Genomic DNA, 24,531 nt, shown 5'->3' with positions numbered 1-24,531 from the left:
GCACCTCGCCGCGTTGTCGGACCACCCGGGTACGCCCGGTACGCGGGTGCTCCTCCGCCTTGCGATGCACCGCACCGGACGCCGCGGCCTGATCCGACCCGATCCAGACGAAACCCCCTGGTCGATCACCTCGTCAGCCGGTCACCCGGCACTGACAACGCGCTCGGACCAGAAGTTGAGGCGCTCCCGTACGACGGGGTAGCCGGCCCGGGTGAAGTGCGCGGCCATCGGGAAGTTGTCCTGGTCGGTGGCGGCGGCGATGAACTCGGCGTCGCGTTCGACGAGGAAGTGGGTGCACTCGGCGAGCAGGTCGAAGGCGTAGCCGTGACCGCGGTGCTCCGGCAGGACACCGATGAAGCCCACGCACGGTCCGGACGGATTGCGGGCCGGGATGTGGGTGCCGACCGGCTCGCCCTCGGGTGTGCGGGCGAGCTGCCACCACGTGCGCGGTGACGGGAACCAGTGGAAGATGTCGAGATCCTCCTGGGCGGCCAGGTCGACTCCGCCCTGCTCGACGGCCCGCCGGGCGTGGGCATCCAGGGTGACGGAGTGGATGCGGCGCAGGGCGTCGAAGAAGACGGTGTCGTCCGGCTCGGCGGAGAAGACGAGGCGTCCGGGGCGCTCGGGCAGTCCGTGGTCCGGGGTCCAGCGGTAGATGAAGCGTTCCACGAGCGGCTCGTATCCCGCTGCGCGGGCGGCGACGGTGCGGGCGGTGACGGCGGCCGGCAGACCGGGGACGTCGCGCCGGCCGGCGGGCAGGTCGAGTTCGAGTTCCTCGGTGCGCCAGGGTGCAGTCCGCAGGAGTTCGGCTCCCGCGTCCTCCTCGCCCTCGGCCACGTCGAACCAGTTGATGACGAGCGGCTCGGGGTCCTCGGGCCGGCCCCACCAGGCGGCGCGGGCCACGACCCGGCCGTCACGCAGGGCGGCCCGCTTCCAGTCGGGCCGGTACCGGGTCCGCCGGTGCTTCTCACGGAAGCCCAGCGGGTCGGGCAGGGTGTCAAAAAGGTGAGCACTGCTCTCGTCGAGCGTGCGGATGACCACGGCGGTCATGGATTCCTCCGGGGTGCGTGCTGCGTACGGCGGGACGCGCTCCCGGTCGGACGTGTCACGCCCGAGGAACGGGAAGGCGGGAGCGCTGGGTGACTGCGGACTGCATGACGCTCACCTCCTTCCGGTGCCGTCTCGGGCGTGCCCACACGGTAGGAGAACGGGCAGCCGGGCGTCGACGGCTTTTCCGCGGTGCACCCCCTCCCGGCGACGGCGTAGCGTGGGGATGTGAGATCGGTGCGCGGCTCGTCGTCGCGGCGGAACCGGGAAGAGCGCGGCTGGCTACGGGGCGCGCCACCGCCGCGATGGGTGCGGGTGCTGCCGGTGGCGCTGCTGGTGGGGGTGACCACGGCCACGGTCGTCACCCCGCACGCGAGCGACCTCGGCTTCCTGCTGGGCGCGATCCCGCCGCTCGCCGTCCTGTCGTACGGGCCGGCGGCGACCGCCGTCCTCGGCGCTCTGGTCGTCGTCGTGCTGAACCTCCCGTCGACGCACCTGAACCGTCCGGGCAACACCGATCTGCTCACCATCGTGTTCGTCGCCCTGCTGAGTGTGTTCCTCTCCTACGTGCGCAGACTCCGGGACGCCCAGCTGATCATGGAGCGGGCGATCGGGGAGGCCGTGCAGCAGGCCGTGATGCCGCCGCTGCCGGAGCGCGTGGAGCGGGTGGGGTGCACGGGCTTCTACCGGGCCGCCCAGGACGGGACGCTGGTGGGTGGGGACTTCTTCGACGTGCGGGCGGGACCGCACGGCGTCCGGGCGGTGATGGGGGACGTGCGCGGGCACGGGCTGGCGGCGGTCGCGACGGTGGTGTCGCTGCTGGGCGCGTTCCGGGAGGCGGTGCTGGACCAGCCGGACCTGGCGTCGGTCGCGGTCCGCATGGACCGCAGGCTGGGGCTGGACTCCGCGGGTGAGCGGCATACTGAGCTGTTCGCGACCGCGGTGCTGCTGGAGTTCACGCCCGACGCGCGGGCGGTGCGGGTGGTCGCCTACGGGCATCCGGCCCCGGTGCTGCTCCACGACGGCCGGGCCCACGAGGTGACTGTCACGTCGGCTCCCCCGCTGGGCCTCGGGCTGATCGGCGCCGATCCCCCCAAGGAGGTGACCGTGCCGCTCGGGCCGGGCGACCGCCTGCTGCTGGCCTCCGACGGCGTCTGGGAGGCCCGGAACGCCTCCGGCACCTTCTATCCGCTGTCCGAGCGGCTGTCCGACATCGCGGACACCGTCTCCGGCGACCTGACCGACGCCGTGTGGACCGACCTCGGCCTACAGCGCTACGAGGTGCGCGACGACGCCAGCCTGCTGGTCCTGACGCCCCAGCCGCCGGGCACCTGACCTGGGCACCCCGTGCCTGTGCGGACACACGGGTCAGCCCACGTCCCACAGGAAGCGGTGGGTGTGGATGCCGAAATACGGGAAGGACTGGATCTCGCGGACGCCCTCGATCGGCCGGACCACGTCGTTGACGAAGTCCAGCAGGTCCTTGGGGCCCGGCGCGACCACCTCCGCGAACAGGTCGAATCCGCCGGAGGTGAGCACGGAGTACACCACCTCCGGGCGTTCGGCGAGGGCGTCGGCGACGACGCGCGGGTCACCGTCGACGCCGATGCCGAGCAGGGCCATGGCCTGCCCGCCCATGGCCATCGGGTCGGTGACGCCGACGACCTGAACGGCCCTGGAGTCCAGCAGGCGTTGCAGGCGCTGGCGGGCCGCCGAGGCGGACAGCCCGACCTTGGGACCGAGGTCGGCGTAGGCGATCCGGCCGTCGGTCTGCAGCTCGCGCAGGATGGCCCGGTCGATCTCGTCCACGACTCTCCCTTCGTGCCGTGCCGGGGGGCTGCTCAGCCGGCCAGTTCGGCGAGGGCCGCGGCGAACACCTCGGTGTGCGTGTCGACGTCCTGCTCGGTGGTGTCGGGGCACATGAGCGCCATGTTGTGGAACGGGGTGAGCAGGATGCCCCGGTTGGCGAGGTAGAGGTGCAGGAAGTCCTCCAGTTCCGGGTCGGCGGCCGCGGCCGACTCGGTGCCCGTGCGGGGCGCCGGCGAGGTGAAGCGGTACTCGGTGCGGGCGCCGAGTCGGCTGACGGACCAGGGCAGCCGGTGGGCCTCGATGCCGGCCCGGACCCCCGCCTCGAAGCGCTCGGAGAGCTTCGCCATCCGGGCGAAGGCCTCGTCGGTGAGCACGTGCTCCAGGGTGGCCCGGGTCGCGGCGACCGACAGCGCGTTGCCGGCGAGGGTGCCGCCGACGCCGCCCATGTCGACGAGGTCCAGGTCGGAGCGGTCCAGCAGCCGCTCGGCGAGGTCGGCGGAGAGGCCGTAGGCGCCGGCCGGGATGCCGCCGCCGATCGCCTTGCCGATGGTGAGCAGGTCCGGGTCGAGGTCCCAGGCGGCCGTGCAGCCACCGGGGCCCGCGGAGAAGGTGTGGGTCTCGTCGTTGATGAGCAGGGTGCCGTAGCGCCTGGTCAGGTCCCGTACGCCGGCGAGGTAGCCGGGCTCGGGCAGGACGATGCCGATGTTGGTGAGCGCGGGCTCCATGAGGACGGCGGCGACGTCCCCGTGGGCCAGCTCGCGCTCCAGCCCGGCGAGGTCGTTGAACTCGGCGACCCTGCTGGTCAGGGTGACGTCACAGGGGGCTCCGACGTTGCCGGGGCGGGCGGTGCCCCGGCCGTCCGGGCCGACGACGATCAGCGACTCGTCGACGCTGCCGTGGTAGCAGTAGCTGTTGAACAGGATCTTCGGGCGCCCGGTGACGGCCCGGGCGAGCCGGATCGCCCATCGGTTGGCGTCGGTCGCGGTCAGCGAGAAGCTCCAGCGGGCCAGGCCGAAGCGGCGGGTCAGCTCGGCGCCGACCCACTCGGCGTCCTCCGTGGGCAGCATGGCGGTGGCCCCGCCCAGAGCGCCGTACCGGCGGTCGACCGCCTCGGTGACCGCGGCGGGCGAGTGACCGGCCATCGCGCCCGTGTCACCGAGGCAGAAGTCGATGTACTCGTGCCCGTCCACGTCGGTGATCCGTGCGCCGCGCGCTCCGGCCAGATAGCGCGGGAAGGCACCGGCCGTCTTGTTCATCCAGGTCATCGGTACCCGGCCGAAGAGGTGGTCGGCCTTCTCGTTGGCCGCCCTGGAGCGCGGGTTGCGGCGTTCGGCCTCGGCGCTCTCGCGGGCCAGGAGGGCGTGCAGACGGGTGCGATCCATGGGGTACCTCGATGCATGCCGGGGACGGAACAGTCCGAGCGTACGAGCGAAACTGTTGCGAGTTCAAGAGTCCGCGCTCGAATCAGTTGCCGCAACACTCGAATCGAGCGTCGGCCGGGCACAAGGCCGCCTTGGCACTGATGCCCCAACTGACGAACCATTGTCCGGTGTTCGAAAGAGATGTCTCAAACGCCAGGGTTCGCCACCCCTTCCGCCAGGTAGAAATATCTAACAGCATGCATATGCCGGGTTGGTGTGCAGGATCAGCGGAGCGGTGCATGATGAACAGGGTGTGGATGCGGGGCGTGGAGTGGCTCGCCGCGGCGGCGGCCGATCCCCGAGCGTGCAAGTGGGAGTGGGACCACGGGGAGGGCATCGCGCTGCTGGAGGCGGGCCGCTTCTGGGACGTCCTGAGCGTCCCCGAGCGGCTCGGTCTGCTCACCCTGGACCTGCTGTGGCGGCCTTCGCTGCCCGTGCCGGGGCCGACCCTCGTGGACACCGCCGCGGGCCGGGTCGGGTTCTTCCTGCCGCCGGACCCGGCCGGGGGCTGGATCGGCGCCGGCCTGCGGTACGCGACCAAGGGGTCCTGGGTCTCCGTACCGCCGCCGTACCGGCCCGCGCGCTCCCTGGAGTGGCTGATCCCGCCGGACGGCAACGGCACCCTGCACCGGCCCGGCACGCTGGAGACGGCGCTGCAGGAGGCCAACGGCGCGCTGGCGGTCCTCGCACCGTCGCTCGGGCAGTAGCCGATCAGGGGCGTTCGGGCCCGGGCAGGACGAGCCCGCCGAGGCTGCCCCGGAGCACGTCGGGTTCCACGGGGACGGTGCGTCCCTCGGCCCGCCGCGCCGCGACGAGTTGGGCGCGGACCGGCTCTCGGGTCCGGTCCACCGGGGCCCCGCGGCTGCTTCGGTCCGTCCGAACCGTCCGAACGGGGCCTTCCGTCCGTCCGGCGACACCTCGGCACGGGGGCGGCTCAGGCCGGCCCGGGGGCCCATCCGGCCGACAGGCGCGGCCAGGTGCGCGCTCCTATGCTGGGGAGCCAGGGCTCCGACGTCTCGCCCGCCGCACGTACTGCTCTCACGTGCTTGGAGTCAGCCCATGCCGCATTCATCCGCACGCCTGCGCCGGGGGGCCGCGGTCGCCGTCGTGGTGGGGACACTGATGGTGCCGCTCGGGGGCGCTCCCGCGGGGGCGGTGCCGGCCTTTGTACCCACCGCGTTCGCCGCCGAGCAGCCCACCCCCTCCCCTTCGGGGGCGGAGGTCCGCACGATCACACCGGACGTGGCCCGCCAACTGGACACCGCCGTGCAGAAGGTGATGACCGAGGCGAACGTGCCCGGCGTGATGGTCGGCATCTGGACACCGCACCGGGGCAGCTACGTCAGCTCGTTCGGCGTCGCCGACAAGGTCAGCGGCCGGACGATGACGCCCGACCTGTACATGCGGATCGGCAGCGAGACCAAGACCTTCACCGTGACGGCGCTGCTGCAGCTGGTGGACCAGGGCAAGGTGGGGCTGGACGATCCGATCGGAAAGTACATCGCCGGGGTGCCGAACGGGAACGAGATCACGCTGCGGCAGCTCGCAGGCATGCGCAGCGGGCTCTTCAACTACTCCCAGGACGACGACTTCTTCAAGGCGCTCACGTCCGACCCGCGACGCCCCTTCACGCCCCAGCAGCTGCTCGCCTACTCGTTCAGGCACCCGGTGCTGTTCCCGCCGGGACAGAAGTTCTACTACAGCAACACCAATCTCATCCTGCTCGGCCTGGTCGTCGAGCAGCAGAGCGGACAGCGTCTCGGTGACTACATCCGGCAGCACATCCTGGAGCCCGCCGGAATGAAGAACACGCTGTTCCCGGTCGGCTCGGAGTTCCCCGCCCCGCACGCGCAGGGCTACACGAACCAGACCGCCGACGGCAGGATCGCGGACGCGGCCGACTGGAACCCGTCCTGGGGCTGGGCGGCGGGCGCGATGATCTCGAAGCAGGACGACCTGCGGGTGTGGGCACGCACGGTGGCGACCGGCCAGTTCCCGGACGGCAGCTGGATGGTCAGCCCGGTCACACAGAAGCAGCGGCTCACCACCCCGGCCACACCGATCGCGGGGGCGGGCTACGGGCTGGGCATCTTCAACGTACAGGGCTGGATCGGCCACAACGGCTCGCTGCCGGGCTACGAGTCACTGACCGTCTATCTCCCGGCGGCACAGGCGACCCTCGTGGTGCTGCTCAACACCGACATCGACCACAACGGCCAGGAACCGAGCACCCTGTTCGGCCAGGCGATCACGCAGATCATCTCCCCGGACCACGTCTTCGACCTGCCGGCCGAACCCGCGGCCAGGTAGGCCCCGGCCTGGCTGGTTTCCGGTCGGGTCGAGGACGCCCTGTTCGCTGCCGGACGACGACGGTGTGTACTGGATCGTGCCTGCCTCGCAAGAGCCGACCAGCCAGGAGAGCCGTCGTGACCGTCACCGACCGCATCCCGCTCGACCCGTTCGGCACCGACATCGTCGCCGAGAGCGCCCGGCTGCGCGCCCTCGGCCCGATCGTCCCCGTGGAGCTGCCCGGCGGCATCCCCGCCTGGGCGCCCACCGGGTACGACGTCCTGCGGGAACTGATCCTCGATCCCCTGGTGAGCAAGGACGCGCGCCGGCACTGGCGGCTGTGGCCGCACACCGGTGAGCGCCCCGCCTGGAGCTGGATCGTGACCTGGGTGGGCGTGGTCAACATGCTGACCACCTACGGTCCCGACCACACCAGGCTGCGCAAGCTGGTGGCGCCGAGTTTCACGCTCCGGCGCACCGAGGCGCTGCGCCCGCGCGTGGCGGCCATCACCGCCGAGCTGCTGGACGCGCTGGCGGCCGCGGGCGCCGACGGCCGCGCGGTCGATCTGCGGGCCGGGTTCGCCCATCCGCTGCCGATGCGCCTGATCTGCGAACTGCTGGGAGTGCCCGACGAGTTGCGGGCGGACGCCGCACGCCTCATCACCGACATCTTCGACACCTCCGACCCCAGCCCGGAGCACGCGGCATCCGTGCAGGAGCGGATCGGCACGGTGCTGGGGGCGCTGCTCGCGTACCGGCGGCGGGAGCCGGGCGACGACCTCACCACGGAGCTCATCCGGGTCCGGGACGAGGACGGCGACCGGCTCTCCGACGAGGAGCTGCTGCACACGCTGCTGCTGGTGGTCGGCGCCGGGTTCGAGACCACCGTCAATCTCATCGGCAACGCGGTCGTCGCGCTGCTGACGCATCCGGCGCAGCTGGCGGCGGTGCGCTCCGGGGAGGCCGGCTGGGAGGGGGTGGTCGAGGAGACGCTGCGGGTGCATCCGCCGGTCGCCGCGCTGCCGCTGCGGTTCGCGGTCGCGGACCTGACGGTCGGGGGCGTGACGATCCCGGCCGGGGACGCGATCATCACGACGTACGCGGCCGCCGGCCTGGACCCGGCGCGCTACGGGCCCCACGCGGCCGACTTCGACGCGGGGCGCGGCGCCGACGACCATCTGGCGTTCGGGATCGGTGTGCACCGCTGTGTCGGCGCTCCACTGGCCCGCATGGAGGCACTGACCGCACTGCCCGCGCTGTTCGCCCGCTTCCCGCGGCTGCACCTGGCCGTCGGCGCCGACGAGCTGCGGCAGGTGGCGTCGTTCATCGCCCACGGTCGGCAGGAGGTGCCGGTCCGGCTCGGCGGCTGAGACATGTGCGGGGCACCGACCGGTCCCCCGCACCGGTCGTGCCCCGCGACTGCTGAACCTACGTGCGGGGGCACGGCGGTGGGTATCGCGCCGGTGCCCTTTCCGGAGCCGTGAGGACTCACTCGTGCACAGGTGAGTCCGGTTGGCCCGGGTTCGCCTGGCCTACGACGGGTGCGGCGAGGGCACCGGTGGCCAGGTGGGCGAGGACGACCTCGTACAGGTCGCTGCCCATGGCCAGCAGCTGACGCTCCAGAACCGGTTCGGCGGCCCGGACGTGGTCGCGTACGGTCTGGGCGTGCACGCCCAGGTCCCGGGCCGTGCGCTCGGCGTTCGAGTCCGCGGCGATCCAGGCGCGCAGGGTGCCCCGCAGGTCGCGGCCGTCCGCGTCCAGGCGGCCGAGGAGGTCCCGCGCCCAGGCCCGCAGCGCCGCCGAGCCGAGCAGGTCACCGAGCCGGCCGGAGGCCGCGGGCGCGGCCGTGCCGTCGGGGTCGTACGGGCCCTGCACCGCCTCGGAGTTGAGCGCGAGGCGGACGGCGGCCCGGGTGGTGAGGTGGGAGAAGTCGGTGCCGAGCAGCGCCTCGACGCGGTCCATGCGGGCACGGACGGTGTTGCGGCTGACGCCGAGGACCTTGGCGGCGGCGACGGCGGTGAACTCCAGGCCCAGCCGGGTCGTGGCCAGCAGTTCGGCGCGGACGTGGTGGGGCAGCCGGTCGAGGGGGCGCAGCACGCCCGCGGACCAGGCGCGCAGGGCGACGGGGTCCATGAGCCGCTCGGGGTGGGTGCGTTCGGCGTAGACGGCCGTCTGGTCCGGGCGGAAGCGGGCGACGGCGAGGGCACTGACGGCCTGCCCGTAGGCGGTGGCGGTGCGGGCGAGGCGCTGGCGCAGGCTGCCGCCGAGGAAGGTGCCCGGCCGGCCGTCGACCAGGGAGCGCAGCCGGTCCCCCGCCGCCGGCCGGGGGCCGACGACGATGACGTGCCCGTCCACCGCGGGGCAGCGCACGACGAGGGCCAGGCCTTCGGTGATGTGCGCGCAGGCGTCGGCGAGCGCGTCCCGCTCGGCGGGCGAGACCTCGACGACGTAGACACACGCGGTGTCCTCCTCGAGCAGGCCCGGCCACAGTCCTGCCGCGACCCGGCGGGCGGAGACGGTGTCCTCCACCATCAGCAGCTGCAGGATGGCCAGCCGCAGGTCGGCCGTGGCCCGGCGCAGCCGGTGCCCGTCGTCCGTCAGCTTCCGTTCCCTGAGCAGGAGTTCGAGCACGGACGCGGTACGGTTCACGATCTCGGCGGCACGCCGGTCGAAGGGGTCGCGGCGGGCCACGGCGAGCACCGCCCCCGCCGCCGGGCCCCGTTCGGGGTCGCGTATCCCGACCATGCGGACATGGCGTTCGCCGTCCTCCAGGGCCGCCGCGGAGATCCGGCCGGTGACCACGTCGGCGAGCACGGCGGTGTCGAGCGGCAGGCGCTCACCGGCGAGGAGACCTCCGTGGGTGTCCTGGAGGCAGACCGTGGCCCCGACGGTCCGCCCGAGCCAGGTGACCACCCGGCGCGGATCGCGGCCGGCGGGACGCAGATGGTCGAGCAGCTGCTCCGCCCACGTGGTGTCGGAGTCCCGCGGCTGCTGGGTGTGAGGGCCCTCGTCGGCTCGGCCGGCCACGTCGACCTTCTCCTCGTCGTCGGTTTGACCTCGACTTTCGAACGTGGACGTTACCCCAAGCGGGGCCGCACGCAGCCCGCCGGCGGCGAGGGCGAATGCGGCGGCGGGGACACGGCACCGGGGACGGCGCCGGGCACCAGCCGCCTCCCCCCAACTCCATTGCCCCGGGCAGCAGTCAACTGTCCGGCCTACGGGCCCGCATCCCGGCGGCCGCGAGGGCGCGCCCGCACACGGAGCACCCCGGCCCGCACGGGCGTCGCGGCGCAGCGCGCCGGAGCCGCCCGCGGTGCCCGGCGACGGCATAAGCTCGGCGGATGGCGAAGTACTTCGACGTGCACCCCGAGAACCCCCAGCCGCGCAGCATCGCTCAGGTCGCCGACGCGGTCCGCTCGGGTGCGCTCATCGCATACCCCACCGACTCCTGCTACGCGCTCGGCTGCCAGCTGGGCAGCCGGGACGGCATCGACCGGATCCGTTCCATCCGCCACCTCGACGACCGGCACCACTTCACACTGATGTGCCGGGACTTCGCGCAGCTCGGCCAGTTCGTCCGCGTCGACAACGACGTGTTCCGGGCCGTCAAGGCGTCGACTCCCGGCAGCTACACCTTCATCCTGCCGGCCACCCGCGAGGTGCCGCGCATGCTGCAGCACCCCAAGAAGAAGACCGTGGGTGTGCGCATCCCCGACCACGTGGTGACCCAGGCGCTGCTGGCCGAGCTGGACGAGCCGCTGCTGTCCAGCACGCTGCTGCTGCCGGACGAGGAGGAGCCGATGACCCAGGGCTGGGAGATCAAGGACCGGCTAGACCACGCGGTGGACGCGGTGGTGGACTCCGGGGACTGCGGCACCGAGCCGACCACGGTCGTGGACTTCTCCAGCGGCGAGGCGGAGATCGTGCGGCGGGGCGCCGGGGACACCTCCCGGTTCGAGTAGCGGGCGGAGGTCCGGCCCGGCGGTGTGGATCTTGCATGGCAGCATGAGACGTACACGCAGCACCGAGGGGCACCCGCCTCCCGCCGCCGAATCCTCAGGAGGCCTCACGGCATGACCGCCGTACAGGGAACAGCCGTCGACATCCCGACCGGGGACGGCACCGCCGACGCGTACCTGGCCCACCCCGCGGACGGGAACCCGCATCCGGGCGTCCTGCTCTACCAGGACGCCTACGGTCTGCGCCCGCAGCTGAGGGCGATGGCCGACCGGCTCGCCGCCTCCGGTTACACGGTCCTGGTGCCGAACGTCTTCTACCGGCACGGCCGCACACCGATCGGCGAGCTTCCGGAGTTCATCGACCCCGATGCCGACCCGACCATCTGGGAGCGGATCGGCCCGGTCATGGCCTCCCACACCCCCGATCAGGTCCGGCGGGACGCGGACGCCTACCTGGGCTGGCTGGCCGGCAGCCCGCTGGTCGCCGACGGCCCGGTCGCGCTGACGGGTTACTGCATGGGTGCCCGCCTGGCGCTGCGCACGGCGGCCACGCATCCAGAACGGGTGGCCGCGGCGGCCGGCTTCCACGGCGGCCGGCTGGCCACCGACGCCCCGGACAGCCCGCACCGTGGCGCCGGGCACATCACCGCCGAGCTGTACTTCGGCCATGCCGACCAGGACCAGTCCATGCCCGAGGAGCAGATCCGGCTCCTGGCGGACACGCTCACCGCCGCCGGCGTACGGAACACCTGCGAGGTCTACCCGGGGGCGCAGCACGGCTACACGCAGTCCGACACTCCCTCCTACGACCGGGAGGCCGACGAGCGGCACTGGGCGGCACTTCTCGACCTTCTGGAGCGCACCTTCTGAGGGATGCGGGGCGCCCGCCACGCGGCGGGCGCCCCGCATCCCGTCCAACTCATTGACATGCACCCGCCCGACCGCAACTCTGAGAGCGCTCTCAAACAGGTACGGACCAATTTCCGTACCACCCCGACCCCACACGGAGGTGGAGAGTGCCTCTCGGCATCACGCGCCCCGCGCTGCCCCTGACGGCCGCGGCGGCCCTGGTCGGCGGCCTGCTCACGCTGGTCGCACCGGACCCCGCCGGCGCCGCCGTACCGGACACCGTCCCACTGAAGATCACCAACAACTCGGGCCGCTCCGACCCGGTGTACGTCTACGACCTCGGCACCCAGTTGTCCTCGGGACAACAGGGCTGGGCCGACGCGAACGGCGCCTTCCATGCCTGGCCGACGGGCGGCAACCCGCCGACCCCCGCACCGGACGCGGCCATCGCGGGGCCCGCCGCCGGACAGTCGAAGACGATCCGCATCCCGAAGTTCTCCGGCCGGATCTACTTCTCCTACGGCCAGAAGCTGGACTTCCGGCTGACCACCGGCGGGCTGGTGCAGCCGGCCGTGCAGAACCCGTCCGATCCCAACCGGAACATCCTGTTCAACTGGTCGGAGTACACGCTCAACGACTCCGGACTGTGGCTCAACAGCACCCAGGTGGACATGTTCTCGGCGCCGTACGCGGTCGGCGTACAGCGGGCCGACGGCAGTGTGACCAGCACCGGGCACCTCAAGTCCGGTGGCTACACCGGCTTCTTCGACGCGCTGCGCGGGCAGCCGGGCGGCTGGGCGAACCTGATCCAGACGCGCTCCGACGGCACCGTGCTGCGCGCCCTGTCACCGCTGTACGGCGTGGAGACCGGGGCTCTGCCGGCGAACGTGATGGACGACTACGTCAACCGGGTCTGGCAGAAGTACTCGACGTCGACCCTCACGGTGACGCCGTTCGCGGACCAGCCGGGAACCAGGTACTACGGCCGGGTCTCGGGGAACGTCATGAACTTCACCAACGCGTCCGGCGCGGTCGTCACCAGCTTCCAGAAGCCGGACGCGTCCAGCATCTTCGGCTGCCACAAGCTGCTGGACGCGCCCAACGACGCCGTGCGCGGCCCCATCTCCCGCACGTTGTGCGCCGGTTTCAACCGCTCCACCCTGCTGGTGAACCCCGACCAGCCGGACACCTCGGCGGCGAACTTCTACCAGGACGCGGTGACCAACCACTACGCGCGCAGGATCCACGCGCAGATGGCCGACGGCAAGGCGTACGCCTTCGCCTTCGACGACGTCGGCAACCAGGAGTCGCTGGTCCACGACGGCGGCCCGCAGCAGGCGTACCTGACGCTGGATCCCCTGTCCTGACATGCCGCGGTCCCGCACACCGGAGGCTTTTGGTGTGCGGGACCGTGACGTGGGACTCAGCCGGTCGTCAGGGCGGTGTCGTCCACGACGAAGCTGGTCTGGAGCGAGGAGTCCTCGACCCCGTTGAACTTCAGCGTGACCGTCGAGCCCGCCAGCGAGGACAGGTCGAAGGACTTCTGGCTGTAGCCGGAGGCCTTGTTGAGGTTCGAGTACGTCGCCAGGGTCTTCGAACCGGCGGTCACCGTCAGCTTGTCGTACTGGGTGCTGGCGGTGGTCTCCGAGGTGTCGATGTGCAGGTAGAAGGTCAGCGTCGCCTTGCAGCCCGCGGGGATCGTCACCGACTGGGACAGCGTGTCGGTGTGCGAGGAGCCGTAGCCGTCCAGCCAGGCCTTGTAGGAGCCGCTGTGGGCCGCCTCACCGCTGTCGGTGGTGATGACCCCACTGGTCGCCGTCCAGCCACTGCTGCCGGACTCGAAGCCCGGGTTACTCAGCAACTGGGTCGAGGAGCAGCCGCCGCCGGTGGAGCTGACGGTCCAGCCGAAGGTCGCGGTGCCGGTCGCGCCGGTGGAGTCGGTCACCGTGACCGTGGTGCTGGAGCTGCCCGCGGTGGTCGGCGTGCCGGAGATCAGGCCGGTCGAGCTGTTGATCGACAGACCGGCCGGCAGCCCGGAGGCGCTGTAGGTGAGGGCACCGCTGTTGGTGCTGCTCGCCTGGATCTGCAGGCTGACCGCGGTGCCGACGGTGGCGGTCTGGCTGCCCGGGTTGGTGACCGTCACTCCGCTGCTGGGCGGGGTGATGTGGCCGCCGACGTTGATACCGGCGAAGGCGTTGCCCACCCCGGCGTACTGGGTGGAGTTGGTGCCGTAGAGCGCGGCGGCCGCGTTGAGAGCCGCGGTGCGGGCGGCGGCGTAGTCGGTGCTGGACGTCATGTACGACGTCAGTGCCTTGTACCAGATCTGCAGGGCCGCGGCCCGGCCGATGCCGGTGACGGCGACGCCGTCGGAGGTCGGGCTGTTGTAGGTGACGCCGTTGATGACCTTGGTGCCGCTGCCCTCGGACAGCAGGTAGAACATGTGGTTCGCGGGGCCCGAGGAGTAGTGCACGTCGAGGTTGCCGACACCGGAGTACCAGCTGTCGGCGGAGCCGCCGTCCTTGCTGGGCTTGTCCATGTAGCGCAGCGGGGTGCCGTCGCCGTTGATGTTGATCTTCTCGCCGATGAGGTAGTCGCCGACGTCCGAGCTGTTGTTGGCGTAGAACTCCACGCCGGTGCCGAAGATGTCGGAGGTGGCCTCGTTCAGGCCGCCGGACTCACCCGTGTACTCCAGGCCCGCGGTGTTGGAGGTGACACCGTGGCTCATCTCGTGGCCCGCGACGTCCAGCGAGGTCAGCGGGTCGGCGTTGCCGGAGCCGTCGCCGTAGGTCATGCAGAAGCAGCTGTCGTCCCAGAACGCGTTCACGTACGCGTTGCCGTAGTGCGTACGGGAGTACGCGGCGACGCCGTCGTTCTTGATGCCGGAGCGTCCGAACGTGTTCTTGTAGAAGTCCCAGGTCTCCTGCGCGCCGTAGGCCGCGTCGGCGCCCGCGGTGGCGGCGTTGGACGTCGTGCCGTTGCCCCAGGTGTCGTTCGTCTGGGAGAACAGCGTGCCGGTGCCGGACGTACCGTGGTTGAGGTTGTACGTCTTGTGGCCGCCGCGCGAGGCGTCGTTCAGCGTGTACGTCGACCCCGACTGCGTCGTGGTCAGCGTGACCGTGCCGCTGTACTGGGTGTTGCCGGTGCCGGTCTTGACCGCCTGGTAGCGGTACAGCTCCTTGCCGGTGGTGGCGTCGGTGACGACGTGCAGCTGGCTGGGGGTGCCGTCGTCCTGGAAGCCGCCGACCACCGTCTCCCACGCCAGCTTCGGGGTGCCGTGGCCGGCCCAGATGACCTTGCGGGCGCTGTCCGCGGTGGCCTTCTTGCCGTCGAGGGCCTTGGCGGCCTTGAGGGCCTTGGCCTCGGCGGCGGACTTGGTGAGGGCCGCGGTGGTGGAGGCGACCTTGATCTTGTGCTTGTTGTTGAAGGTCGTGCTCACGGTGCCCTTGGCCAGGGAGGCGGGCGGGGTGTGCACGACGAGGTCGCCACCGAGGACCGGCAGGCCGGCGTAGGTGCGTTCGTAACGCGTGTGCAGGGTACCGTCGTTGTCCTTGACGACATCCTTGACGACCAGCTTCTCCTTCGCGCCGAGCCCGAGGGTGCGGGCCGTCGCGGCGGTCTTCTCCTTGGCGCTCTTGATCAGCGCGGAGTGCTGGGCGGGGCTGAGCTTCGCCTCCAGGCCTCCGGTGCGGACGGGGCTGGGGTGGGGGCCTGCGGGCTTGGCGGTCGCCGGGACCGACTGGATGCCGACGGCGAGGAAGGCGGCGGTGGAGACCAGTGCCGCTCCGACCGTGGCCCGTCTGTGGGGAAGACGTCTCACTCGTACTCCTCCTGCTGCGGCCGCCGGGTCGCGGCCGATGACAGACCGGACAGACGGGTGTGCTGCCCGGGACGAGCTGAGCTGTGCGGGGACCGTGCTCCGAACACACACCTTGGAGGAACCGTGTGCTGGGGGAGGATTTCAGCTTTGACCCGCGCATGTCAGCCATGTCGTGGCCAATCGAGGGTTTTCCCTATGCGGGCGGGACACCCCCGGACACTCCCCCAGGTATGACCCCCAAGTACGCCCGCGGGAATCGGACCTGACGGCCCAGCAGGTCACCGCCCAGGTCCCCCCCTCCCGGCGACCCCCGGGAGCAGGGTGCCGCCTGACCGACACCACGCCAACTTGTCTGGTCAAGTTTGGTCTCGGTTCTTCCGTTCGACAGCGCAGACCGATACCCATGTCCCGTTCATCGTGCACAGCCGGGCCCTACGCCCCTCACCCTCACCACACCCTCCTGAACGGGACGAGGTACACGCATGCGACTGCGCTGGAGATCCCTCGGCGGGCTCCTGGCCCTCCTCGGCGCACTGATCGTCTCCACTCCCCCGGCCCACGCGGCCGGGAGCAGCGGCAATCTGATCGTCAACGGCGATGCGGAGGCCGGTGGTCACTGCACCGACGACTGGTCCGCGGCCACCACGGTGCCCGGCTGGACGACCCAGGCCGGCGGCCCGGACGTCATGTGCCACACCGCCGGGTCCTTCGGGCTGCCCGGTGACGGCAAGGCCCCCGGCAAGGCCTTCTTCGGACCCGGCAACTTCGGTGACGGCTCGATGTCGCAGACCGTGGACGTCTCCTCGGCGGCCACGGCCGTCGACGGCGGAGGCGTGAGCTACAACCTCTCCGGCTGGCTCGGTGGCTGGACGGTCTACGGCGGATACGTCGCGGTCGGCCTGCACTTCCAGGACGCGAGCGGCCACCCGCTCGGTGCGACCGCCGAGCTGCCGACGGTCTCCGCGTCCGACCGGGGCCTGGCCACCAAGTTCCTGTCCCGCAGCACCACCGGTCAGGTGCCCGCCGGGACCCGGTCGATCCAGGTCGAGGTGCAGTTCCTGTCGACCTCGCACGAGAGCGGCTACCTCGACAACCTCTCCCTCACCCTGAACACCCCGGTCACCGCGCCGGCGCCGCTCACCCCGCCCGTGTCCCGAGTGCCCGGCTACGACCACGTGTTCATGGTCATGATGGAGAACACCGACTACTCCGAGGTCATGAACGACCCGGCCGACACGCCCTACATGCACAGCCTGATGAACCAGGGCGCGACCCTGACCGACTTCCACGGCGTCTACCACCCGAGCGACGAGAACTACCTCGCCGTCGCGGGCGGTGACACATACGCCATGGGCGCCACGTACTGGCCCAACATCAACTCCCCGCAGCGCAACCTGGGTGACACCCTGGAGGACGCCGGGAAGACCTGGAAGGCCTACGAGCAGGGCATGGGCACCCCCTGCAACACCAAGAACAACAACGACAGCTACTACGAGCCCGACGACGCCCCGTTCATCAACTACACCGACATCAGCGGCAACGCCTCGCGCTGCGCCGCCCACCTGTTCGACACCTCGCAGCTGGCCACCGACCTGCAGTCGGCCGCGACCACGCCGAACTTCTCCTGGATCGCCGCCGACGACTACTACGACGGCGAGGCCTCCGGCAACGGCAGCGCCACCAGTCTGAAGACACAGGACGGCTGGCTGAAGCAGACTCTCGCCCCGGTACTGTCCTCCCCCGCCTGGACCCAGCAGCGCTCCCTGCTCGTCCTGACGTGGGACGAGAGCCAGAGTGAGGCCTACAACCACATCGTCACCACGGTCGTCGGCTCGCAGGGCACCGTCCCGGCCGGCACCAGCAGCCCCGCCCACTACGACCACTACGGCATAGCCCGCACCATCGAGTCGGCCCTCGGCCTGCCCGGCCTGACCGCCAACGACGCCTACGCGACGCCGCTGAACGCCGCCTTCGCACCGTCCACCGCGACTGCGCCGACGCTCACCGGTGACCTGAACGCGGTCGCGAACGGCGGCAACGTCACCTTCCGGTACTCGGTTCCGTCCGCCGCGCAGGCCGGCGCGAAGAACTGGATCGGCATCTACCCGGCCGGTGTCACCCCGGGCCAGCGGTCCGCACTGACCTGGGCCTACACGCCCAACGCCAGTGGCGCGGCCACCTTCTCCACCGGCAAGCTGGGCGGCGCGGGCAAGTACGACGTGTACTACCTCGCCAATGACGGATACTCGGTGCTGGCCGGGCCGTTCTCGCTGACCGTGGACTGATCGGGCACCCTCAGTTCGGCGCCCCGGGCGGTACCCGGGGCAGCGGATCGAGCCGCACCGTGCGTGGGTCGGCCAGGTAGGCACCGATCGACCTGGCCGCCTCACGCCGCTGTTCGCCGGTCTGCACGCGCAGGGTGTCGGCGAGTCGCCGCAGGGCGTCCCGGAGGGTGGCTCTGACCGGAGCGTGCAGGCCGGGCGATCCGAGGACGGTGAGCAGATGGTTCAGGACGGTCCAGTCGGCTGTCTGCCGCACGCCCGCGGCGCCCGGCACCTGTGCCTCGCCGTCCTCCTCGTCGCTCAGCCAGGTCGTGGCCAGCAGGGCGTCCACGACATCCCCGACACCCGGCATGGCCGGGTCCTTGGCGTGCTGCCAGGCCACACGGCCGAGCCGGGCGGGGTCTAGCAGTTCGGAGGTGACGAGCGTGACGGCGGTCCGTACGGCCTCGAAGGGGTCGCAGAGCCGTCCGGTGCGGGTGTCGAAGTACTGGTCGGTCCGCTCGTACCGGATGGCGGGCGGGGTGAGGGCGTCCAGCACTGCCTCGGGCAGACCGAGCCGACCGGTCCGGAGCAGCTCGGCCAGCCGGGTCAGGGCCGTACGCTGGGTGGCCGCGTCGACGGCCGTCACGCCCGGGGAGTCGTCTCCGGCCTGCGCGTAGCCGTACCGGACCCCACCGACGAGGCGGGCCACGGCGGTGACCTCGTGGCGGTGGAGCAGGTGCAGCAGCACCGCCCGTTCCTCCAGTTCACCGGTCTGCCGCCCGCGCGGCAGCACCCCACGCGAGAAACCCTCCATCGCGATGCGGCGTACCCGGAGCACGGTCTCCAGGGCCCGGAGGGCGTCTTCCCCGGTCACCCAGGGCACGCCGTCCGGGTGCGCGGCCGCGGTGCCCTGGGCGTCCACGTCGCTCACGTACATCAGGCCCGCCTCTGCCGCCGCGCGGCGCAGCCCGGCCAACTCGCCTTCCTCGTCTGCGAAGTGGCCGTAGCCGTGGGCGACGAGGAAGTGGTCCCAGGGCCCCGGGCCGGTCGGGTAGGCGTGGGTGAGGTCGAGGCCGCCGGTGTCGGTCACGGTGACCTGGGCGTGCGGGTAGTCCATGACGGACGGTGCCGGGTGCCGCGTACTGGCGAAGTTGTGCATGAACCCGAGGGCGTGGCCGATCTCGTGCGCGGCGAGCAGGCGGAGCCGGGCGAGCACCAACTCCTCGACAACGGCGAGGCGTTCGGTCTCGTCGGGGCGGCCGTACGGGGCGAGCAGTGCCTCGCCGAGGGCACGGACCTGGTCGAGGCGCTGGGAGCCCAGCCGGACCCGGGCGTGCAGGATCTCACCGGTGCGCGGGTCGGTCAGGCCCTGCCCCAGGGACCAGCCGCGACCGGAACGGTGCACCCACACCACGCCGTTGACCGTCGGATCGTGCGGGTCGAAGTCGTCTCCCGCGGCCTCCACGCGGTAGGCGTCGGGCAGACCGATCCGGGCGAAGGCCTCCCGCCACCAGTTGCCGCCCTCGACGACCGCCGTACGGAAGGGCTCGGGGACGGCCGGGTCGACGCGGAAGACGACGGGCGCGCCACCGGGCTCGGCACGGAACCGGGGCTGGACCTTCACCTGGGTGTCCGCACGCCCGGCCAGGCCGTGGTCGGCCCACCCGACGCCGTAGCTGCCGGAGGCCGGATGGTAACGGCGGGCGGGCAGCGGGGACTTGGGCAGGCGCAGGAGGACCAGCTGCTGGACGACGGTCACCGCGCGCGGATCGGCGGCGACCGGCCGGAGCGCCCGGCCGCGGCCTTGCCCCCGGAAGGTGAGCAGTGCGGGCAGGCGGACGGCGTCCGGGCCGGTGCGGCTCTCGGCGACGAGCGGGAGACTCGTGGCGGCGTCGAGGGCGTACTCACCCTGTCCCGCGTCCTCCAGGTGCTCGGCGACACGGTCGTGGTCGTACAGGACGAGCCCGGTGGCGTCCACGACGACCGCGCCCGCCGCCTCCCGCAGCACTGTTCCGCTCCACACCACGGACACGGCGAAGGACTCCTGGCCCGCCCGCACGCCGGCCGGTTCACCGCTGGTCAGGAAGTGCTTGTTGCGTAGGACGAGCAGCACCCGGCCGCCCGCCCGGCGGAACTCCGCGAGGCGGGCCTTGCCCGCCCGGCCCCGGTCCAGCTGCAGTTCGCTGGAGCCGACGCCCTGGGAGAGGGAGACGGTGAGCAGGAACGGCTCGTCGAAGTGGCGGATGCCCAACAGCAGCCGCTCCGGGCCGCTTTCGAGGTCGGGTACGAGGTCGAGGAAGTCGGGGTCGGAGGAGTCGTCGCCGGTCATGCGGGCCTCTCGGTCGGTGCGGTCCGGGAACGCTCGGTGCGGGTCCGGGGACGCATCGTGTCAGGCCCGCCCTGCGGGCCGTGACCGGCACGTTGTTACCGTGCACCGCGTGTCTGACTCCTCACGCGATACCGCACAGGGCGCCGGCTGGGGCGCGGCCGAACGCGGCGCCTACCAGCAGCTGATGCCCGGCCATGTCGAGAAGCTGTCGTGGCTGAACCCGAGGACCCTGTGGGCCGCCCGCAACGGGGTTCTGGCGTCCTGGTTCGGCGACCCGACGGGCCGTACCCGCAGCCGTCTGGTGGCCCGGCAGGCCGAGGCGGGTGCCCCCGTCGACAAGGTGATCCGGCGGGAGGTGCCGGACCGGTTCTCCTTCATGGTCATCGGGGACACCGGAGAGGGCGACGACTCCCAGTACGCCGTCGTGCCGGGGTTTCTGAAGGCGGGTCGGGAAACCGAGTTCGCGGTGATCGCGAGCGATGTCATCTACCCCGTCGGCAGCGCGGACGACTACGGCACCAAGTTCTTCCGGCCGTACCAGGACTACCCGGCACCCATATATGCGATACCCGGCAACCACGACTGGTACGAGGACCTCGGCGCGTTCATGCGTGTCTTCTGCGCCGACGCCCCGCCGCCGTCCCCCGAGCCCACGCCCCGCCCGCTCACCGGCGCCTGGTGGCAGAACCTGCTCTGGCACCGGTCACACCCGGGGGACGGCCAACGTCTGGCCGAGGCAAAGAAGTTGCGGTCGGCGCCGGGGCAACAGGCCGTGCAGCCGGGGCCGTACTGGGCGATCGACGCCGGTCCGGTGCGGATCGTGGGCATCGACACCGGGCTGCTGGGCACGGTCGACGCAGAACAGGGCGCGTGGCTGCGGGAGGTCTCCCGCGGGCCGCAGCCGAAGATCCTGATCACCGGCTCACCGCTGTACGTGGACGGCGAGCACCACCCCTGCGCCATCGAGGACGGCGGCACGGTCGACGACATCGTCCGTGACCCGGCGCACCGCTACGTGGCCGCGATCGGCGGCGACATCCACAACTACCAGCGCTATCCGGTCGACGTGGGCGGCCGGACCATCCAGTACGTGGTCGCGGGCGGCGGCGGAGCGTTCATGCACGCCACGCACACCATCCCGCGGGTGTCGGTCGCGGGAGTCACCGAGCGGGACTTCCGCTGCTATCCGCTGCGCGGCGACTCGCTGGCCTTCTACAGCCGCCTGTACGGCCGCCGCCTGCGCCTGCGCCGCTTCTTCACGCTCACCGAGTCCGAGGCGACGGCCGTCATCGCCGAACGGCTGGGCATCGAGCCGGGCCGGGCCCCCGGCCCGGACACCCGGGTCACCCGGCGCACCCGGCGGGTGGCGAGCCTGCTGGGCACCGGCGGCCGCCCCGACCGCGCCTCCCGCTTCCGGCTGCCCGTGCGCAAGCTGTACACGCAGCTGTTCTCGCCCGGCTCGGCCACCTACAGCCCGCCGTTCTTCAAGTGCTTCCTGCGCCTGGACGTCACCCCGGAGGCGGTACGGCTGCGCTGCTTCGCGGCGACGGGCAACCGTGCCCAGGAACTCGATCCGCCGGTCGAGGACGAGGTCACCATCCCGCTGAACTGATCACACGGTTGTCACACTCGCCTGCCAGAATCGGGGCAGGGCCGACGCCGGAACAGGGGCGGAGCCGATGTACGACCGCTGGAGGAGCCCGTGCCGTCCACCGCCCGCCCGCTGCGCAAGCTGGGCTTCCTCACCATCGGTCTGTTCGAAGCGGCCGACCCGGGCCGGGGCCACGAGAGCACGCTGCAGATCATCGAGCTGGGCGAGCGGCTGGGCTTCGACAGCGCCTGGGTCCGCCACCGGCACCTGCAGTACGGCATCTCGTCCCCGGTCGCGGTGCTGGCGGCGGCCTCACAGCGCACCCGGCGCATCGAGCTGGGCACCGCGGTGATCCCCCTGGGCTGGGAGAACCCGCTCCGTCTGGCCGAGGACCTGGCGACCGTGGACATCCTGTCCGGCGGCCGGCTGAACCCCGGCGTCAGTGTGGGCCCGCCGATGCACTACGAGCAGGTCAAGGGGGCCCTGTACCCGGACACCGCGGACGCCGAGAACTTCGGTTACGAACGGGTGCGCCGCCTCCTCGGCTTCGTGCGCGGCGAGGCGGCCAGCGACTTCAGCGGGGTGGAAGGCTTCGAGGTGTTCTCGGACGTCGTCCAGCCGCACTCCCCCGGGCTCGGCCGGCGGCTCTGGTACGGCGGCGGCAGCCTCGGCTCGGCGCGCTGGGCGGGCGAGCACGGCATGAACTTCCTGACCAGCAGCGTGGTCAGGGCCGAGGACCCGGACGGACCACTGGACTTCGCGGAGATCCAGCTGTCCCACGTCCGTGCCTTCCGTGCCCAGCACCCCGACGGGGACGCGGCCCGCGTCTCCCAGGGCCTGGTGGTGATCCCCACCGACTCGGCGAGCCCCGAGCAGCGGGCCAGGTACGAGGCGTACGCCGCCGAACGCCTTCCCCGGACGGCTGCCCCACAGGGTCCGGCGCGGCTGCTCTTCGCCCCGGACCTGGTCGGCACCTCCGAGGAACTCGCCGAACGGCTGCAAGCGCACGCCGCGTTCCGTGAGGTCGACGAGGTGGCGTTCGCGCTGCCGTTCACCTTCGAACACGAGGACTACGTCCAGATCCTGACCGACATGGCGACGAGACTGGGCCCGGCGCTGGGGTGGCGGCCGGCGGCCTGATCCCCCGCCGCCCTTCGTCGGCACACCGCTGTCGCCGGCGTCTGCGTCGACAGCGGTGACGCGTCCGCGCTCACCAGCGGCCCGCCTCCGTACCGGTGACGGGCTCGGACGGCCTGCCGTCCACACCCACCGGTACCTCACCGGCGAGCATCACCCGATGCATGATCCGTGGAAAGCCCAGGTGGGCGCTGTCGCCCGGGGCCAGGTGGATGGTGGCCCGGTTGTCCCAGAAGGCGACGCTCCCGGGCTCCCAGCGGAAGCGGACCGTGTACTCGGGGCGGACCGCCTGCTCCAGCAGCATCTCCAGCAGGGCCTCGCTCTCGGGGCGGGAGACGTCGGAGATCTGCTCCAGGTAGTAGCCGTTGACGAACAGCACCCGCTCGCCCGTCTCGGGGTGCACGCGCACCAGCGGGTGCACCGAGGCGACCTGGTGGTCCAGGAGGTGCCGGACGTACCCGTCGTCACCGGGCCGCGGCTGGTAGCCGACACCGAGCCGGTGCTCGGCGCGCAGCCCGTCCACGAAGGCACGGACCGGCGCCGACAGCCCCGCGTAGGCGGCGGCCAGGTTGGACCAGGTGGTGTCGCCGCCGTACGGCGGTACGGTCTCGGCGCGAAGGATGGTCGCGGCCGGCGGGTCGATGCGGGCGCCGTGGTCGCAGTGCCAGCCCCGCAGCAGCGTGTGGCGGCGGCGCAGCCACTCCTCGTGCTCCATGCCGAAGCGCCCGCCCAGCTCCAGCCGGTCGGCGGTCGTCTCCACCTCCGGGAAGTCCGGCGGCGAGGCACTGCCACGCCGGCCGAGGACGACCGGCTCACCGAAGCGGCGGGCGAGTGCCACGTGACCCCGGTGGTCGAGCTCCTGCCCGCGGAAGAACACCACCTTCCAGCGCAGCAACGTCTCCCGGACCAGGGCGACCACGGCGTCGTCGAGCGGTCCGGCGAGGTCGACACCGGTGATCTCGGCACCGATGTGCCCGGCCGTCGGATGTACCTCGACACCCTTGACCCGATCCGCCCGCTCCGCCGTGTCCCTGTGCGTCGTCATGTGCGCTCCGATGGTCGTCCGAACCGGCTCCACGGAGATCGTGACACCGTGTGCCCCCGGACCGCGAACTCCGGTGCCGCGCCGCCGGTCTACTGCTCCTCGACGCGCTCGGTCCGGGCGCCCGCGTGGGGTGCGGTGAGGCTGCCGAGGATGTCGAGGAGTTCGGCACTGCGGCTGCCGGGCTCGGCGTGGAAGACGACCAGGGTGAGTCCGTCGGTGCCGTCCACGGAGAGTTTGTTCGAGTGCAGGTCCAGGTCGCCGACCTGCGGGTGGCTCAGGTGGCTGACCCGGCCGCGCCGAAGCCGTACGTCGTGCCGGGCCCAGAGCATGCGGAAGCGTTCGCTGCGCAGGGACAGGTCGCCGACCAGGTCGCGCAGCTGGGGGTCCTCGGCGTCGGGCCCGGCGTACGTGCGCAGGGCGGCCACGCCCTCCTCGGTCAGGTCCTCCCAGTCCCGGCGCAGTGCTCGCTCGGCGGGGTCGAGGAGGACGGCCCGCAGCAGGTTGACGCCGGGCCTGCAGTTCGGGGTGAGGGCCGTGGCGAGCGCGTTGGCGGCGAGGACGTCGGTGTACCTGTTCTGGATGTAGGCGGGGTTGCGGGGCCAGCCCTCGATGAGCCGCAGCAGGCCGGCCGGCACCGGTTCCCGGCCCCGCGCGGCCCGGGTGCGGGACGGGGGCCGCGCAGCGGTGGGCCGTTCCTGGGCCAGGCCGAGCAGGTAGGAGGTGGCGTCGGCGTCCAGCCGCAGCACCCGGGCGATGGCGTCGAGGACCTGCGCGGACGGGTTGCGGTCGCGGCCCTGCTCGTGGCGCAGGTAGTAGTCGGACCTGATGCCGGAGAGCATCGCGACCTCCTCGCGGCGCAGCCCCGGCACCCGGCGCAGGCCCGAGCCGGGCAGCCCCACGTCCTCGGGCCGGACCCGTGCCCGGCGGGCGCGCAGGAACTCGCCGAGCGCGTTCGTACCGTCCATGACACCAAC

General features: G+C 72.0%; 19 protein-coding genes. 10 read left to right on the top strand and 9 right to left on the bottom strand.

All coding sequences use genetic code 11. The features are described from left to right. Positions 1 to 141: 141 nt before the first annotated feature. On the bottom strand, positions 142 to 1,050 hold the full coding sequence (locus FB157_RS45250; RefSeq protein WP_145887399.1) for a GNAT family N-acetyltransferase: 909 nt from the start codon (positions 1,048 to 1,050) through the stop codon (positions 142 to 144). A 225-nt stretch (positions 1,051 to 1,275) separates the two neighbouring features. Between FB157_RS45250 and FB157_RS45245 the strand changes: the two genes are divergently transcribed. Further along, the gene (locus FB157_RS45245; protein WP_145887397.1) at positions 1,276 to 2,382 is read left to right on the top strand and encodes a PP2C family protein-serine/threonine phosphatase; all 1,107 of its coding nucleotides are present in this window, start codon (positions 1,276 to 1,278) and stop codon (positions 2,380 to 2,382) included. Between the two features lie 33 nt (positions 2,383 to 2,415). Here the strand turns inward: FB157_RS45245 and FB157_RS45240 are convergent, their stop codons facing one another. Beyond that, entirely contained in the window at positions 2,416 to 2,856 is a 441-nt protein-coding gene (locus FB157_RS45240) for an Lrp/AsnC family transcriptional regulator (protein WP_145887395.1), read from the bottom strand. Positions 2,857 to 2,888: 32 nt separating this feature from the next. Further along, positions 2,889 to 4,238: a transaminase gene (locus FB157_RS45235; RefSeq protein ID WP_145887393.1), complete on the bottom strand. Its 1,350-nt coding sequence runs from the start codon at positions 4,236 to 4,238 to the stop codon at positions 2,889 to 2,891. Between the two features lie 278 nt (positions 4,239 to 4,516). On the opposite strand from FB157_RS45235, the gene FB157_RS45230 reads away from it, so the two are divergent. Next, entirely contained in the window at positions 4,517 to 4,984 is a 468-nt protein-coding gene (locus FB157_RS45230) for a hypothetical protein (RefSeq protein ID WP_145887391.1), read from the top strand. A gap of 4 nt (positions 4,985 to 4,988) precedes the next feature. Here the strand turns inward: FB157_RS45230 and FB157_RS47835 are convergent, their stop codons facing one another. Beyond that, on the bottom strand, positions 4,989 to 5,126 hold the full coding sequence (locus tag FB157_RS47835; RefSeq protein ID WP_186581977.1) for a hypothetical protein: 138 nt from the start codon (positions 5,124 to 5,126) through the stop codon (positions 4,989 to 4,991). Positions 5,127 to 5,336: 210 nt separating this feature from the next. Here FB157_RS47835 and FB157_RS45225 point away from each other — a divergent pair, with 210 nt between their 5' ends. Together FB157_RS45225 and FB157_RS45220 are read left to right on the top strand one after the other, a co-directional pair. Next, a complete protein-coding gene (locus FB157_RS45225; RefSeq protein ID WP_145887389.1) occupies positions 5,337 to 6,587 on the top strand; it encodes a serine hydrolase in 1,251 nt (416 codons plus the stop codon). Positions 6,588 to 6,703: 116 nt separating this feature from the next. Continuing rightward, positions 6,704 to 7,936 (top strand): cytochrome P450, encoded by a 1,233-nt coding sequence (locus FB157_RS45220; protein WP_145887387.1) that lies wholly within the window; start codon positions 6,704 to 6,706, stop codon positions 7,934 to 7,936. A gap of 118 nt (positions 7,937 to 8,054) precedes the next feature. Here the strand turns inward: FB157_RS45220 and FB157_RS45215 are convergent, their stop codons facing one another. Next, positions 8,055 to 9,593 carry a helix-turn-helix domain-containing protein gene (locus FB157_RS45215; RefSeq protein ID WP_261387005.1) on the bottom strand — a complete coding sequence of 513 codons (1,539 nt, stop codon included), beginning with the start codon at positions 9,591 to 9,593 and terminating at the stop codon, positions 8,055 to 8,057. Between the two features lie 314 nt (positions 9,594 to 9,907). Between FB157_RS45215 and FB157_RS45210 the strand changes: the two genes are divergently transcribed. The 3 genes from FB157_RS45210 to FB157_RS45200 all read left to right on the top strand — a co-directional run bounded on the left by FB157_RS45210 (position 9,908) and on the right by FB157_RS45200 (position 12,741). Further along, positions 9,908 to 10,528, top strand: coding sequence for an L-threonylcarbamoyladenylate synthase (locus FB157_RS45210; RefSeq protein WP_186581976.1), 621 nt, complete (start codon positions 9,908 to 9,910; stop codon positions 10,526 to 10,528). A gap of 111 nt (positions 10,529 to 10,639) precedes the next feature. Further along, positions 10,640 to 11,395, top strand: a complete 756-nt coding sequence (locus FB157_RS45205; RefSeq protein ID WP_145887383.1) for a dienelactone hydrolase family protein — start codon at positions 10,640 to 10,642, stop codon at positions 11,393 to 11,395. Between the two features lie 146 nt (positions 11,396 to 11,541). Continuing rightward, positions 11,542 to 12,741, top strand: coding sequence for a glycoside hydrolase family 64 protein (locus tag FB157_RS45200; protein ID WP_145887381.1), 1,200 nt, complete (start codon positions 11,542 to 11,544; stop codon positions 12,739 to 12,741). 56 nt (positions 12,742 to 12,797) lie between these two features. On the opposite strand, the gene FB157_RS45195 is transcribed toward FB157_RS45200, so the two are convergent. Next, positions 12,798 to 15,191 carry a M4 family metallopeptidase gene (locus FB157_RS45195; protein ID WP_145887379.1) on the bottom strand — a complete coding sequence of 798 codons (2,394 nt, stop codon included), beginning with the start codon at positions 15,189 to 15,191 and terminating at the stop codon, positions 12,798 to 12,800. Between the two features lie 482 nt (positions 15,192 to 15,673). Between FB157_RS45195 and FB157_RS45190 the strand changes: the two genes are divergently transcribed. Next, positions 15,674 to 17,476 carry an alkaline phosphatase family protein gene (locus FB157_RS45190; RefSeq protein ID WP_145887377.1) on the top strand — a complete coding sequence of 601 codons (1,803 nt, stop codon included), beginning with the start codon at positions 15,674 to 15,676 and terminating at the stop codon, positions 17,474 to 17,476. Positions 17,477 to 17,486: 10 nt separating this feature from the next. Here FB157_RS45190 and FB157_RS45185 read toward each other — a convergent pair whose 3' ends face one another. Then, positions 17,487 to 19,784, bottom strand: a complete 2,298-nt coding sequence (locus FB157_RS45185) for a zinc-dependent metalloprotease (RefSeq protein ID WP_145887375.1) — start codon at positions 19,782 to 19,784, stop codon at positions 17,487 to 17,489. A 109-nt stretch (positions 19,785 to 19,893) separates the two neighbouring features. Here FB157_RS45185 and FB157_RS45180 point away from each other — a divergent pair, with 109 nt between their 5' ends. Continuing rightward, on the top strand, positions 19,894 to 21,396 hold the full coding sequence (locus tag FB157_RS45180; protein WP_145887373.1) for a metallophosphoesterase: 1,503 nt from the start codon (positions 19,894 to 19,896) through the stop codon (positions 21,394 to 21,396). 90 nt (positions 21,397 to 21,486) lie between these two features. After that, a complete protein-coding gene (locus FB157_RS45175) occupies positions 21,487 to 22,515 on the top strand; it encodes an LLM class flavin-dependent oxidoreductase (protein ID WP_145887371.1) in 1,029 nt (342 codons plus the stop codon). Between the two features lie 70 nt (positions 22,516 to 22,585). Here the strand turns inward: FB157_RS45175 and FB157_RS45170 are convergent, their stop codons facing one another. Then, on the bottom strand, positions 22,586 to 23,557 hold the full coding sequence (locus FB157_RS45170) for a TauD/TfdA family dioxygenase (RefSeq protein ID WP_145887369.1): 972 nt from the start codon (positions 23,555 to 23,557) through the stop codon (positions 22,586 to 22,588). A gap of 89 nt (positions 23,558 to 23,646) precedes the next feature. Further along, a complete protein-coding gene (locus tag FB157_RS45165; RefSeq protein ID WP_145887367.1) occupies positions 23,647 to 24,522 on the bottom strand; it encodes a helix-turn-helix domain-containing protein in 876 nt (291 codons plus the stop codon). Between the last annotated feature and the right edge of the window lie 9 nt (positions 24,523 to 24,531).

The sequence above is a fragment of the Streptomyces sp. BK340 genome (assembly GCF_007827595.1).
GTDB lineage: Bacteria > Actinomycetota > Actinomycetes > Streptomycetales > Streptomycetaceae > Streptomyces.
Note: the sequence above shows the minus strand (reverse complement) of the source record. Positions and strands in the feature narration are given on the sequence as shown.